The sequence below is a fragment of the Pseudoalteromonas sp. Z1A6 genome (assembly GCF_011378745.1).
Lineage (GTDB): Bacteria > Pseudomonadota > Gammaproteobacteria > Enterobacterales > Alteromonadaceae > Pseudoalteromonas > Pseudoalteromonas arctica.
In genome coordinates this window covers 1-14,835 of record NZ_WTKW01000068.1, presented here as the reverse complement: position 1 = coordinate 14,835, position 14,835 = coordinate 1, and the positions used below count along the sequence as shown (strand labels likewise).

General features: G+C 38.4%; 12 protein-coding genes. 7 read left to right on the top strand and 5 right to left on the bottom strand.

The annotated features are described in order from the left end of the window. Positions 1 to 128 precede the first annotated feature (128 nt). Positions 129 to 1,073 (bottom strand): D-2-hydroxyacid dehydrogenase, encoded by a 945-nt coding sequence (locus tag GQR46_RS06505; protein WP_007586942.1) that lies wholly within the window; start codon positions 1,071 to 1,073, stop codon positions 129 to 131. Positions 1,074 to 1,460: 387 nt separating this feature from the next. Between GQR46_RS06505 and GQR46_RS06500 the strand changes: the two genes are divergently transcribed. Beyond that, positions 1,461 to 2,594 carry a 1-acyl-sn-glycerol-3-phosphate acyltransferase gene (locus tag GQR46_RS06500; RefSeq protein ID WP_024590668.1) on the top strand — a complete coding sequence of 378 codons (1,134 nt, stop codon included), beginning with the start codon at positions 1,461 to 1,463 and terminating at the stop codon, positions 2,592 to 2,594. Positions 2,595 to 2,699: 105 nt separating this feature from the next. Next, positions 2,700 to 2,945, top strand: coding sequence for a DUF1289 domain-containing protein (locus GQR46_RS06495; RefSeq protein ID WP_165740477.1), 246 nt, complete (start codon positions 2,700 to 2,702; stop codon positions 2,943 to 2,945). Here GQR46_RS06495 and GQR46_RS06490 read toward each other — a convergent pair. Continuing rightward, a complete protein-coding gene (locus GQR46_RS06490) occupies positions 2,942 to 3,640 on the bottom strand; it encodes a transporter substrate-binding domain-containing protein (protein WP_007586939.1) in 699 nt (232 codons plus the stop codon). The two genes, GQR46_RS06495 and GQR46_RS06490, sit on opposite strands and share 4 nt — an antisense overlap. Before the next feature lie 118 nt (positions 3,641 to 3,758). Here GQR46_RS06490 and GQR46_RS06485 point away from each other — a divergent pair, with 118 nt between their 5' ends. From GQR46_RS06485 to GQR46_RS06475, 3 genes are read left to right on the top strand one after another with little or no spacing between them, the layout of a single operon-like run. Then, positions 3,759 to 3,962, top strand: a complete 204-nt coding sequence (locus GQR46_RS06485) for a DUF3283 family protein (RefSeq protein ID WP_002962585.1) — start codon at positions 3,759 to 3,761, stop codon at positions 3,960 to 3,962. Positions 3,963 to 3,976: 14 nt separating this feature from the next. Beyond that, complete coding sequence (locus GQR46_RS06480; protein WP_010553303.1) at positions 3,977 to 4,378, top strand: GNAT family N-acetyltransferase; 402 nt, start codon at positions 3,977 to 3,979, stop codon at positions 4,376 to 4,378. A gap of 25 nt (positions 4,379 to 4,403) precedes the next feature. Further along, complete coding sequence (locus GQR46_RS06475; RefSeq protein WP_165722136.1) at positions 4,404 to 8,906, top strand: EAL domain-containing protein; 4,503 nt, start codon at positions 4,404 to 4,406, stop codon at positions 8,904 to 8,906. Positions 8,907 to 8,922: 16 nt separating this feature from the next. On the opposite strand, the gene GQR46_RS06470 is transcribed toward GQR46_RS06475, so the two are convergent. Then, complete coding sequence (locus GQR46_RS06470) at positions 8,923 to 9,876, bottom strand: ion transporter (protein WP_165740475.1); 954 nt, start codon at positions 9,874 to 9,876, stop codon at positions 8,923 to 8,925. Further along, positions 9,876 to 12,545 (bottom strand): bifunctional acetate--CoA ligase family protein/GNAT family N-acetyltransferase, encoded by a 2,670-nt coding sequence (locus GQR46_RS06465; protein ID WP_165740473.1) that lies wholly within the window; start codon positions 12,543 to 12,545, stop codon positions 9,876 to 9,878. Before GQR46_RS06465 ends, GQR46_RS06470 begins: the two co-directional genes overlap by 1 nt. A gap of 114 nt (positions 12,546 to 12,659) precedes the next feature. On the opposite strand from GQR46_RS06465, the gene GQR46_RS06460 reads away from it, so the two are divergent. After that, a complete protein-coding gene (locus GQR46_RS06460) occupies positions 12,660 to 13,376 on the top strand; it encodes an SIMPL domain-containing protein (RefSeq protein WP_024590673.1) in 717 nt (238 codons plus the stop codon). 322 nt (positions 13,377 to 13,698) lie between these two features. Next, positions 13,699 to 14,142 carry a hypothetical protein gene (locus GQR46_RS06455; RefSeq protein ID WP_007585421.1) on the top strand — a complete coding sequence of 148 codons (444 nt, stop codon included), beginning with the start codon at positions 13,699 to 13,701 and terminating at the stop codon, positions 14,140 to 14,142. Here GQR46_RS06455 and GQR46_RS06450 read toward each other — a convergent pair. After that, complete coding sequence (locus GQR46_RS06450) at positions 14,125 to 14,793, bottom strand: hypothetical protein (RefSeq protein ID WP_165725178.1); 669 nt, start codon at positions 14,791 to 14,793, stop codon at positions 14,125 to 14,127. The genes GQR46_RS06455 and GQR46_RS06450 overlap by 18 nt on opposite strands. Positions 14,794 to 14,835 lie beyond the last annotated feature (42 nt).

Here is a 14,835-nt window from a genome sequence, read left to right as displayed (position 1 = left end):
AGACCATATTTATAAGTTGTTATTAATCAGTTTGTTAAGTGGGTTAAGCTGTTTTTATCTAATAAAATATTAAATGTATTAGTAAAAACAGCCATTTTTTAGCTTATTTGATTACTACAATAAAATCACTACACCAAGCGGTTGCGTGATTCGCCTTTATTAAATGCAGCAATATTTAAACTTACTTCATTAATTAAACGCACAATAGATTCGGTGCTTGCCCATGCTATATGTGGAGTAAGTAAAAGGTTATTACCTTTGTAATTAGCAAGTGGGTTTGAAAGCTCAGCTGGTTCTTTAGTTAGTACATCAACACCGGCTCCAGCAATTAGGTTTTGCTCAAGCGCTGTCGCTAAGTCGGATTCGTTAATAATTCCACCACGTGCTGTATTAATAATTATAGCGCTTGGCTTCATCATTTTAAGCTCATTAAGTGCAATTAAATCACGTGTTTCATCTGTTAGCGGACAGTGTACGCTGATTATATCGGCTGTTTTAATGACGTCTTCAAAAGGCGTACGACCGTCGCGACATTTAACACCTTTGCGCTCTGCAACAATAACATTTGCGCCAAATGCCTCAGCCACTTTAGCAACGCCTTTACCTAGCGTACCACCGCCTATAATGGCAAATGTTTTACCTTGTAAGTCGTTAAAGCTGTAATCGAGTATGCAAAACATTTCACTTTTTTGCCACGCGCCTTGCTGGCAATCCGCCTGATAGCGGTGTGTGTTACCCAGTAAGTTAGTAATTAAAGAAAACGTATGTTGAACAACAGAAGGTGTTGAATAGCCAGCTACATTAGTTACGGCAATACCAAATTCTTTAGCGGCTTCTAGATCAACATTATTAGTACCAGTTGCACTTACACAAATTAATTTAAGCTGTGTAAGTTTGCTAATAGTGTCGCGGTTTAAAACGGCTTTATTAGTGATTAATACATCAGCACCTTGGCAATGTTCAATAACTTGCTCTGGGCTAGTAAGTTCATAAGTCGTTAATTTACCAAGTTGTTCAATACCAGTAAGAGACGTTTTAGCTAACGTTGCGTTATCAAGAATAGTAATGTTCATTATGAGCCCTAAAATAAGTGGATCTGAAAGAGTTAAAATCGTAAAAAGATGCCTACGATCCATCAAAAATCTAAAATACGAGCTTAAGGTACTACGAAAGAAAGGCTTTGTTAATGGTATTACTACCAAATGATTAGAGGGCTTTGTATTAGTGGTCTGCCCACTAGCAGATTGAGAACATGGTATTTTGCTAGACTGATCAGATTTTTGCACTTTTAAGCAAGCTCATGGTCATAGAAGGTAATTAAACTCGGCTTTAAAGCAAGTTGCTAAAAATAAAAATCGTTTTTTTGGTTATTTCGCATTTTAGATTGGCTGAGTTATAATCGGATATAGACATAAACGGTGCGCTTTGGCGTACCGTTTTTTAACATTGTAGATGTAGTAATGAGTGAATTAGAAGATAAATACGCAGATATACGCCCATACAACGACGACGAAGTTGCGGCGTCGCTTACACGTTTAATTAACGATGATGCGTTTATTGATGTAATAGCAAAGTATAATTTACCGCGCTTTTTATCGGCAGTGCCTTTTATTGCGCGTCCAATGGTAAGAAGTCAGTTACGCAAAAAATGGGGCAAAGTAAGCACCGTTGAAGATGTGCAAAATGAAGTGGCACAATACTTAGATAAACTAGTGAAACGCACCACATCAAAAGTTACCTTTTCTGGGTTAGAACAGTTAGATGCTAACCAGGCCTATTTATTTATTTCAAACCACAGAGACATAGTGCTTGATCCTGCATTAGTTAACTGGGGTTTATACCAACATAAAATGAAAACAGTGCGTATTGCTATTGGCGATAATTTATTGCAAATACCTTACATTACTGAGCTTATGCGTCTAAATAAAAGCTTTATAGTTAAGCGCTCTGCTAAAGCACCAAAAGAGATGTTAAAAGCACTGACTCAATTATCGTCATACATTTACGATTCTGTGGTCGGTGGAAATTCTATTTGGATTGCGCAAAAAGAAGGGCGTGCAAAAGACGGTTTTGATCAAACTGATCCTGCGCTTTTAAAGATGCTGCAATTAAATGGGCGTAAACAAAAGAAAGAGTTTGGCGATTATATTAAAGAGTTAAAAATAGTGCCTGTTTCTATTTCTTATCAATATGAGCCGTGTGCAATTGCTAAAGCCAAAGAGCTTTACCACAAGCAGCATCATGGTGAGTACGTTAAATCGGCTGGTGAAGATATTGCGAGCATTGTTGAAGGCTTTAGTACTGCTAAAGGGCACGTGCATTTAGCATTTGGGCAACCAATTGAATCTAAATGTGATAGTGCTGAAGAGCTTGCTAAAACAATTGATAGGCAAATTGTTGATTCGTTTTATTTACACCCAGGCAATTACATCGCTGGTGGTTGTAAAGATGCGGTAATAGACTCTCCTGATACAGCGACATTTGAACAACGTTTAGCCTGTGTACCTGAAGAGTTAAAACCATTAGTGCTAGCTATGTACGCTAAGCCATTTCACCGTAAAACAGAGATAAATACTAATAGCTGTGAACATTAATACTCACAGCTCAATGAAACTAAGCAGCAATTAAATTGCTGCTTTTTTTTTGCTCAAAAATAACGCTATACTAATACCTCCTCTTCAACTGGGCGGTACTTATGCATGCAACAAATTGAAATATTTGATATTCCAAGTCCTTGCAAGAGTATTTGCTTAGTTAATAACAGAGGGTATTGCAAAGGGTGTTATCGTAGTCGGGATGAACGCTTTTCGTGGAATACCTTAACGAACGACCAAAAAAAGAAGGTGCTTAGTTTGTGCCAGCAGCGCTACAAACGTTATCTTCATAAAAAGCAGCAAAATGCAGTGCTAAGCACACAGGCGCAGCAGCAAGGGTTCGACTTTTAAAAGCTTAATCCATACTTGGCTCTTAGTGCGTACACAGTGCCATTGTTAGTTAAGTTAATTAATGACATTTTAAGCTTTTCTACCAAGTTTTCATTACGCTTATTTAAATAATGATAAAGCGGATAAGTATTCAGCACTTCTTTTACAAAGCAACCTTGAGGTGAAGGTAGCTCATTGTTTTGCATTATAAAATTAATCATTAAAGCTCCCTGTACTTTTTTCTGAGCAAGCAAATTAAGTTGGGTATTCATGCTTTTAACTTTAATAATATTCCCTGCAAACTGTGTGCTTGCTAAATAATGTTCTTGGACAGGGTAGCCATCAACAATTGCGACGCTATCGAGCTGTTCTAAACTGCTAGGTAAACAGTTTTTATATAATACTAAGTCAAACTTAAAGAGCTCATAATCGACCCTAATCAAGTTTTCGTAATTTTCTTCAACGCTTGCATCTCTTCCTAACTGCCCATCAAGTACGCCATTATTTGCAGCTAGCAAAGCATTTTGGTGACTAAAATCGATTATATGTATTTTAAAACCGATATCTGCGTATGCTAACTTTAATAACTCTAAGGCATAATCAGCTTGTGGTGTACTTTGCGGACGATTAAAAGTGAGGTTGTATTGATGACTAAAACAAGAGGCACTAAAAAATAAATTTACCAATAATAACAAGATACTAAAATGTCTATTCATTATCAGTTCCAATTACTACAGAAATAAATAAAATAAGACGCGTATAATAACAAGGAGATTACCTCTTGCCCAGTTTCGGGGTTAATCAAATAATTTTAAAAGCGAATGAGGAAGTATTGTGAGTTTTAATTTATGCCTATTGCCACGTGAAGAAAAATACCAAATTCAGTTAGATTATGAAGCGTCTTTTTGGGCGTATCAAATTAAGCGAAATAAAAAAACGAGAGAGCAAGTTTATAATACAATCCATAGCCGTCCAATGGCTGAACAAATGGTTTTGAAGCAAAAATTTGAGCAATATTTAGCGCTAATGCTTAGCTAAGTGTTGATATAAAAATGTATATAGTTGAATTGCTGGATGGGCTAAAAGTTCCACTCGTTAATAAATTTTATAAAAAACATAATGTAAGAGGACGGGCTAATAAACAAGATAAGGTATGGGTTACTTACTATAATAATGAAATAGTTGCAGCATGTAGGCTGCAAGATAAAACAGAGTTTTTATTTTTATCTACCGTGTTTGTTGCGCTGGAACATCGCGGTAAAGGTGTTGCTAAACAGCTATTATCAACACTCTTAAAGTCGCAAGATAAGATGATTAATACCTTCGCATATAAAAACGTAGTTGATTTATATTGTGCTATTGGTTTTAACCAGGTGTTAACATATACTCTTGCTTTACAAGTACTTTTTGATACTTACAAACATCGAAATATAGTCGCTCTAGAGTACCCATAATAATAAATAATAATATGGAATAAGCATGAGTAAATGCGTTAATGGGATCATTAGTTGCTTTGTAGTTTTAATAACTATCCTAAGTTGCCAAGTAGGCGCACAAGTAAAACGTTTATCTCCAAGCGAAGGCTTATCGCAAAGCTACGTTAATACAATGCTTATCGACACTAATGGTTACCTTTGGCTTTCTACTGAGGCTGGGCTTAATCGTTATGATGGCTATCAAGTTATTCCAATAAACGGCCCTAATGGTGAATTAGAAGAAGCGATCATTGATCGTATTTACCAAGACCCTCAAGGGCACATTTGGATAGCCTCTTTACTTGCAGGCCTATTTAGATACGACCCCGTAACAGATTCATATCAGCAATTTCTAGAAAAACCTACCAGTGAAGAAGAAATTATCAATCAGTCTGTTTTTAGTATGGTGGCAGTTGATAAAAAAACACTTTGGATTGGGCGAGGCCGCGATTTTGCAAAGCTTGATATCGCAACCGGAAAAATCACAACTATTTTTGAGCTGCCTGCTAAATATAAAAATACCCTTGTGAGAAAGCTGTTTGCTTACAATGGTTATATATTTATAGGTACAAGCCATGGCGCATACGTATTTGATATTGCCACAGAGCAAGTTAGACCCCTGCAGCATTTAAAAGGTGAAGCTGAACATATTTACCAAAATAATGTTAAGTCTTTCGCATTAGGTGAAAATAAACAGTTGTTAGTAGGGGCGGTACAAGGCTTATACGAAGTTGATATTAGTAACTTATCAAAAATGTTTGAACGCCCAGATTTACCTTTTAAAAGTAAAGTATTACTAAGTGACCTAAATGTTTGGAGCATAGTAAACGAACACGGAACAATAGATTTAGCTACCGACAAAGGCTTGTTTAAATTTGATTTAAACACCGGGGAGATGATTAAAAACACTCGAATAGCCCAAAGTAAGTACACACTTGCCGATACCAGTATTATTGATATGGCAAAAGATAAATCGGGTGGTACGTGGGTTGCGACTAAAACCGACGGTGCGTTTTACTTATCTCATGACAGCTATCATTTTAATAATGTCGATGGCACTTTGCTCGGGGGGGATGGTTTATCGCATCACTCTATCTGGGGAATTACCGAATATAAAGACAAGCTTTGGCTTGCAACGCATAACGGTATTACCGAGGTTGATTTAAAAACAAATATTGGTAAAGCTTATTTAAAAGATTACAAAGTCGACTTACTCACCACTGAGTTTACCGTATATGAAATAACGCCTTATAAAAATAATTTATGGCTTTATACAAATCGTGGTTTGTTTATTTTTGACCCTGTAACGCATCAAGTTAGTGAACCTAAAGTACATAACCCTGCTAATCAGGAGCTAATTACCGGTAGGGTACATGGCGTTACATTAATGCCAAATGGCGATCTATACTTTGTGCACTCAGATCATGGGGTATTTATATACAATATAGATTCTCAAGTAATAACGCGTTTGGGTGGTCAGTTTGATCAATTTGAACCCTTTTTAGCCCATGGCTTTTTACCTGCGCTGAGCAATAAACCAGATTCACCATTATTTTTTAATGCCGGTATTTTATACCAAGTAAACCCAAGTGATTTAGCACTTAAAATGATTTATAAAGTGCCAAAACAGCATGAAAACGTAGCCATTAGTGTGCTTTCTTACTTAATTGATAACAACAATATATTGTGGATATCACTTTCTAATTTCGGCTTAATAGGCCTTGACGCATCTACTTATCAATTAGTCCATACAATCGATTTAGAGAGGAATAAATTAGGCACTCTGCTATACGATATGGTGCTAGATGATGATGGCATGATCTGGATGAGTAGCCATAAAGGCATTTGGCGATTAAACCCAGAAACACTTCATTTTCAGCAATTTTCTACATCAGAAGGGCTACTCTCTGCTGAGTTCAATAGCAACGCCATGGCACAGCTTAAAGATGGCCATATTGCGTATGGTAGCTTAAAAGGTTTTACTTATTTTCATCCAATGGAAAACCAAAACTATCAGTCGCTTATTGATCACGTAAATATTACGCGAGTTGATTTAATGTCACGAGATTTATCGCTTGATTTAAAACAACCGCTCAACGAGGTTGTGTTAAACCATGATGATATAGGGCTTGAAGTTGCATTTTCGGCCATGGCATTTAGTAATCAAGAACGCATCATTTATGAGTATCAACTCGATAACGGACAAAAAAGTTATACCCGAAATAACAACCGTGTATTGTTTCCAAAATTGAATCCAGGTAATTATCAATTAAAAGTTTGGGCTAAAGACCCCCTGACTGGCGAATATACCTCGCCTGCTATTTTAAAAATAAAAGTAAAGTATCCACTTTGGCGTGCACCTTATTTTATGGTGCTTTATGGCATGCTGTTTATTGGCTTTGTTGCTATGTGGGTTATGCGCCGTAATAAAATTCAGCGTATTTTATTGGCAGCAAATAAAGAAAGTAAAGAAAGCGAAGCGCGTTTAAAGCTAGCGCTTGAAGGCAGCGAATCGGGTGTTTGGGATTGGGAATCAAGTAATCCAAGTATTTACCAACCTCGCTTAGCGAGTGAGTTAGGCTACGAAAATGAAACCGTGAGCCTTGATGAATATTTATCTAAAATTCATCCGCAAGACAAACAGCTATTTCGCTTAGAGTGGCTTGAGTTTTTATCTACCGATAAAGGTTACTTTAATTGCACCTACCGCCTGCGCCATGCAAAAGGCTATTGGCGCTGGTATAAAGATTTTGGAAAAGTAGTTGAGTGGGATGATAAAACGCCACAAAAAGTAGCGGGTACCTACACAAATATGACCCGTGAGATGGTGTTTGAAGAACACGCTTTATTATTTACGGCAGCATTTGAGCAAACACGTGATTGGGTGTTTATCCTCGATAAAAATTTAAATATTCGGGCTTCTAATAAATCACTGCAAACCGCCTTTAACTTCTCTGCTGAGTCGTTATCTAGTCGAGCATTAAATTTAGGTATATCGCGCAGCAATCGTTTTGATTATTTACGCATAATGCAAAAGCTATCTATTGGAGAACACTTTTCGTGTGAAGACAGTGTAGTTTTAGCAAGTGGTGAGTCGCGTCATGTACTTGTGAAAATAAGTGCAGTGGCCGATAACGAACAGCGCCTTAATAGCTATGTCATTATTTTAACCGATATAAACGCACAAAAATCAGCCGAAAACGAGCTGCACTTATTGGCCAACTACGATGCCTTAACAGGGTTGCCAAATCGTACATTATTTAATGACCGCGTTGAACACGCCCTTGAGCAAGCAAAATTTCACGAATGTAAAGTTGCTTTATTACATATAAATATTAAGCGTTTTAAATACTTTAATGACTCTTTGGGGCATGCAGTTGCTGATGAGCTAATTAAAGAAGTCGCTGAGCGTTTAAAATGCTCCTTGCGTCCATCTGATAGTGTTGCTCGATTTGGTGGCGATGAATTTGTAGTACTGGTGGAAGATATTCAGCAAATCGAACAAGTACTCATTATATGCACTAAGTTGATGGATTGTGTGAATCAAAATATTACGATTAATGGCCAAGTTGTAAACGTTAATTTAAGTATTGGTGTGTCTATATCACCAGATGATGCTCAGCAAGGCTCTGCGCTTTTAAAAGCTGCGAGCATAGCGTTATATCATGCAAAAGACTCTTTAGAGGGGCGTTATCAGTTTTATAAGCAAGAGATGAATCAGCATGTTCAAAGAGCGCTGCATCTTGAGTCTCAGCTAACTAAAGCGTATCAAGAAGAAGAATTTTGTAATTACTACCAGCCTATCATTAACGCTGAAAGTCAAAAAACAGAAGGCTTTGAAGTACTGCTGCGTTGGCCTGAAAATAAGCTTGTGCAAACTCAAGAATTTTCGGTGGCAGCAGAAGGTATAGGCCTAATTACAAAAATTATGCTGCAGACTTTTGCGCGCGCTTTATTAGAGCTAAAAGAGTGGCGAAAAGCCTCACCTAGCCTGTATTTATCTATTAATTTATCGGCTCTTGATTTTGAGTTTAAAGACCTTGTTCCTGAAATTAAAAAAGCGTTAAGTAATTCAGGAGTGTCGTCTGAGGCAATTGTTTTTGAAATAACCGAATCAATATTAATGCGTGATTCAAAAGAAGCGCTACACAGCATGGAACAACTTAAAAAGTTGGGCTGTAGATTGTATATGGATGATTTTGGTACGGGTTACGCATCGCTTACTTATTTAAAGCGTTTTCCTATTGATGTATTAAAAATAGATAGAAGCTTTGTACAAGACATAGGCATAGATTCTGACGATGAAGCTATTATTCAATCAATACTCGCGCTTGCAGATAGTTTAGGTAAAGAATGTGTAGCTGAAGGCGTAGAAAGCTCGCACCAACTCGCCTTTTTAAAGGCGCGAGGATGCATGCATTTTCAAGGGTACTTATTTAGTAAACCGGTACCTAATACCGAAGTACTACCGCTTATTAATCGCAATTGGAGTGATATATTTAATTAATAATAGCAGTACTTATTTAAGGCCTTTTACCGCAGTGCCTGCAAAACAAATGGCTATTATGCTCATTCAACTGCGTTTTAATGGCCTTATTAGCTTCTAGTTTACTCAAGCCTAATTTATAGCGTAGTTCTTCTAGGTGTTCTTGTTGAGTATCATTAAGAGTGCCATCTTGAATTTGTTCATGTACGGCATCTTCAAAAAATTGGCGGCGTTTACGTATTTGTTCTGAAAAACTAGACGCCAGTAAACCGGTAGGTATTGCAACCATTCCCATGCTCAGTAGTGTAATAACCCCGCCGAAAAACTTACCCAATGGCGTTATAGGTACTACATCGCCATAACCAACGGTTGTTAGTGTTGCCATTGCCCACCACATAGCCGCAGGAATAGAGCCAAATTTATCGGGTTGTATGTCGTGCTCAATTAAGTAAATTCCGCATGAAGCTAAAATAAGCACGACGGCCATAATAAAAAAAGCAGCCATTAATGAACTACCTTCATCGTTAAAGGCTTTTAAAAGTAGCTGCATGGCGCGTGAGTAGCGAGTGAGTTTAAATACCCTTAATAGTCGGAGCACGCGTAAAAAACGTAAATCGAGAGGAAATAAAAACATCATTAAGCTTGGTAAAATCGCAATTAAATCAACAATTGCCAAAGGAGAGAGAAAATAGCTAAGCCGACGTTTGGTATGAGACCCTTCCATTGCTGCATATTGTGTTTTATCTACGCAAGCCCAAAGCCTGGCTAAGTACTCAATAGCAAAAATAGCGACCGAGACAATTTCTAAAACTAAGAATTCGTTGTAATACTGCTCTGCCACACTTGGGATTGATTCAATAACAATGGCTACAACGTTGATCATTATTAAGCTAATGAGTGCAATATCAAGAATATGTCCCGCTCGATGGTACTGGCCTGTGCCTTCAAACAGGCAAGCCATTTTTTGTCTTAAAGTGTGTGGTTCATTCATTATTTAAGTTTAAGTACCATGTTAATACTGCCTTCTTCAAAGTCGCGACTAATTTTAAAACCTAACTTACGGGCAAGCTCAATCATTCCTGTATTCTCTGGTAAGGTTATGCCTTCAATCGATTCCACACCTTGACGTTTACAGTGGTTAATTGCTGCACTCATTAGTATGCGACCAAGCCCTAAACCTTGGCAATCTGAGCGTACTACAATGGCAAACTCAGCATGCAGGTTATCGGGGTCCATAATGACGCGAGACACACCTAATGTGCGAGTTTTACCTTCAAAGCGTTGGCACACAATAAACGCCATTTCACGGTCGTAATCAATTTGCGTCATTTTAGCGAGTTGATCGTGGTTAAATTGTGGTAGTTCGCCAAAAAAGCGTTTATATCTGTCTTCTTTATTAAGTGACTCGTCAAATGCTTTATGAGCTTGTTCATCTTCTGGCTTTATTGGTCTGAGCGTAGCTTGGGTGTTGTTTTTAAGTGTTACCACTTCAACAAGTTCAATAGGGTAGGGACGAATAGATAAGCGCTTACGATTGCTCTGAGTTTGATAACGGCTAAGTGTCATTGTGGCATCGAGCACTAAAAACTGTCCATTACTGGCAAGTATAGGATTAAGTTCCATTGAGCTTATGTCAGGTTGATCAATAACTAACTGAGAAATACGCGTTAGCAGTGCACACAAACGATACTTATCAACTTTTTCGGGTAATATGCGCTCCTTTAGTACACCTTTATCGTGCGCTGCGGCAATTAAATACTTTGCTAAGTTCATATTTAGTGGAGGCAGAGCAACAGCGGCTTGCGCATATTCAAGGCCGGTTCCTGCTTCACCTAATAATATAACAGGACCAAAATTAGGCTCGGTTTTAATCGCAATTCGCAACTCATTTGCGCCTGCTCGCGGCGCCATTTTTTGTAATGAAAACCCTTCAATAATAGCATCCGGATAAGTGTTTTTAATACGGATAAGCATTGCAAAAGCGGTTTGTTCAACCTCGTTGGCATCGTTTAAGTTAAGCACCACACCACCTACTTCAGACTTTGAAGCAATACTTGGGCTAATAAGTTTTAACGCGACCGGAAAACCAAGTTCTATGGCTTGCTCTCTGGCTTCTGTTGGGGTGTAAGCCACCTCAGTTTGAATGCATGTAATACCATAGTGATTTAATACTTGGCTTGCCTGATGGGTAGGTAAGTAGCTTTGTCCGTCATCTAAAAACTCATTAATAAGCGCTTTAGCTGCTACTTTATTTATTTTTGCGTCATCTGTATTCGACTCAGGTGTTTGCGTTAAATGCTTTTGGTTACGGCGATACGTTACCAAGTGCATAAACGCGCCAACAGCACCCTCTGGTGTTCTATAAGTTGGTATTGCGTTGTTTGAGCACACTTTTCTGGCGGCGTAAGATGCGTCTTCACCCATAAAATTAGTTATAACGTAAGGGCGTGCCATTTTGGGTAATGTTTGTAAGGTTTCTACAATAATGTTGGCGTAGTCTTCGCTGGGCGCAAGCGCTGAGGGAGTATGGATAATCAGTAAGTTTTTAACTTCTTTTGCGTGCAGTAAAATTTCTAATGCTTGCTTATAACGCGCAGGTGCTGAGTCGCCAAAAATATCCACAGGGTTTGAGGTGGTTTCTGATTGCGGAATTACTTTATTTAGCGCATTTCGGGTTTCAATGCTCAACTCGGCTAATTTACCGGAGCTTTGAATTAGCTCATCAACGGCCATAACACCCGGGCCGCCACCATTAGTTAAAATTGTTAGTTGCTCTACTTTTAATAATTTTGGATGCATGGCGAGTGTTTGTGTCGCTGCAAATAGCTCTCGTAAATCATTTACGCGCAGCATACCCGCTCGTTGAAATAACGCATCGTAAACAGCATCAGAGCTTTGCTTTCCGCCGGTGTGAATTTCGGCTGCAAGTGCGCCTGCACTTGTTTTACCTGTTTTAATTGCAATTACAGGTTTACTAAAGGCCGCAGCTCTTGCTGCTGATATAAAGCCACGAATATCTTCAATGTTGTCAATGTAAAGTAAAATAGCTTTGGTTTTAGCATCACGACCTAAAAAGTCGAGTAGTTCATTAAAGTTTATATCAAGGCAATCACCTACCGATACAAAATATGAAAATCCAATTTCTTTGTTTTTAGCCCAATCTAAAATGGTTGAGCATACTGCTGCTGATTGCGATACAAATGCAATTTTACCTGGGCTTGCTACTGTATGTGAAAAGCTCGCATTTAAACCAATATGAGGGATCAGCAAGCCCAAACAATTGGGTCCAAGCAAAGTAACCTGTTTGGCTTGAGCGCATGCTTTAAGCGCGCTTTTTTGCTCCCCAGAAAGCCCATCTGCAATAACAATAGCCGTTTTACAGCCAAGCTCTCCAAGCTGCTCAATAATATCAATTAAGGTATTTTTGTTAGTACAAATAACAGCAAGGTCGGGTACTTTTGGTAAGTCAGCAATAGAGGGGTAAGCAAGTACGCCATGTACTGCGCTATGGCTTGGAGTAACGGGCATTATCGGCCCTTTAAAACCGCCTTGAAGTAAGTTGCGCATAACCACAAAACCAGCACGAGTTGATATATTAGAGGCACCAATAACGGCCACTGAGCTTGGGTTAAAAAACTGGGTAATGCGCTTAAGGCTCATGGTTTTTCCTAGGCTGATTAAATTTTGCGTTATTTATAGTCTCAATGTACCCTGTTTACTGTGTTATTTCGAGCGTCTAGATGCTTATTATTGATATCAATCAAGGAGATTATTGTGAATAAAACCCCCGGTTTTTACATTGTTATAGCGGCTATTTGTTTAAGTATAGGCTTAATTAGCTTAGGGTTTATTTTAAAGAGCACAGCTCTCAGTGTAAAAGAGATGGAACGTACTGTGCAGGTTAAGGGATTGGCCGAGCGAGAAGTTATAGCCGATACGGTAATTTGGCCTCTGCAATTTAGTGATGCCGACAATAATCTTGAAAAATTAGTCAGCCGAGTTGAGAAAAAAAATGATGCTGTAACTGCTTTTTTAAAACTGCATGGTTTTGACGACGATGAAATAACAATAGGCAGCCAGTCAGTTATTGATAAGCAAGCACGTGAATACAGTAATGAAAATCAGCAATTTAGGTACATAGTGCGCTCAAATATTATTGTTTATTCTGATGCGCCAGATAAAGTGCAAAACGCGCTGAGCAAAGTGAGCCAACTTGCTAAACAAGATATCGCAATAGTGCAGGACAGCTACGAAACAAAAGTTGAATATATTTTTACTGGCCTCAATGATGTAAAACCTGCGATGGTGCAAGAAGCAACTGAAAAAGCGCGTGAAGTCGCTAATAAATTTGCTAAAGACTCTAATTCAAAATTAGGCAAAATAAAAACAGCTCGCCAAGGGCAATTTAGTATCAGTAATCGAGATTCAAACACACCGCAAATAAAAAATATAAGAGTGGTAACCAGTGTTGAATATTATTTAAATGACTAGGGCCTGTTGACCTTTCAGGATTAAAATTTGTTCAATCTAGGGGCCGATTTAATCGCGGCGTGAGGTTTGTAACCTAGCGGGCTAAGTAAAAACCGAGCAAAGCTTCCGCGTCCTGCTCACGCCCCTTACCTACATCCATGTAGGCAACAAAGAGTAAATTGCCCCTAGGCAGAACCCTTCGGGCAGCGCATGTTTGGCATTTATTCCACGTTATCGCCTATTAATGGGGAATAACCACACTGCATAGGCTCTGCCTTGACTAAATACCAAACATACTGCTGTAAATTTAACCTCGAAAGATAAACAGGCCCTAGGAAATAATATGTCAGAGTCTAAATATGGTCAGTTTGTACTGGCGCCCCGTTCGTATTTTTTTACTGCTATAGCGAGCGTGGTGTTTGCGTTTATTGGCTTTAGTTATAATGCATGGCGAATGGAGGCAAGTGAAGAGAACAACAATACACGCATTGCTAGCTTTCAAATATTACAAGAACTAGCCGAGCTTGAGCTTATTGTATTTGCGGCACATTACGATAATAACAAAATAGATGGCAGCCCTAGAAAAGGCTGGGTTAAAGTTAACTTAATTCATGACTTAAGCTACTTAGCCGTTGATAAAGTACATTTAAAAACAAAAGACTTACAAAAGGTCTGGCAAACAAATTGGCCAAATATGGTTGATCAGCAAAGTGCTGCGCAATCTATTACACATGCCATAGACAGTGTGCGTACAGAAGTTGTGAGTGAATTAAAGCGCCTTGATTAAGTGAGCAACTTGCGCCGTTGAGCGTTGCAAGTAAGCGGCGCTCAGTAAAATTGTGGTCTCGTTAACTTTTTGCCCTTTTAGTACGTTGGCAAGCTGCTGTTTTGCGTTAGGATTTTGTTTTTGCTCTATTTCCATTAATGCTAACAAAGCTGAGAATTCATGCTTTACCGGTGTGCTCGATTTATTTGCATAGGCAATGTAGCAGGCAACTGGTGTTAATCCGTGAGAGTTGGGCTGCGCCAACGCTTTAACTAAGTCATCATTTGATTCAAACAACATTAAAGAGCGTACATAGTTAAATGGCAGCTTTGTAGCATCGGCATGCTTAAACACATTGTGCAGTACATTATTTCCTTGAGTATCTTGTACTAAAAAGCCTTTATTTACTCTCAGCGCTGGAGTAAAAAAGCTCAATGCGTCAATATTAGTGAGTTGGTTAATAAATAGAGAAGGTGCTGTATTAGTACTTAATATACGGATTGCTATGTTTTGCATAAAGTCATACTTAACACTCAACCGTTGGGCGCTGTCATATAAATGGTTAAGCTGCAAAGTTTGCTGAGCAGGGCTTAACTGCCTAAAGTCGTTATCGAGCTCATTTAACTGCTGCTTTGAAATACGCGCATTAAGTAGTTGTATGCTTAAATCCATTATTATTTCCAAAATCTTTTTTACTACTATAAAACAAAAAAG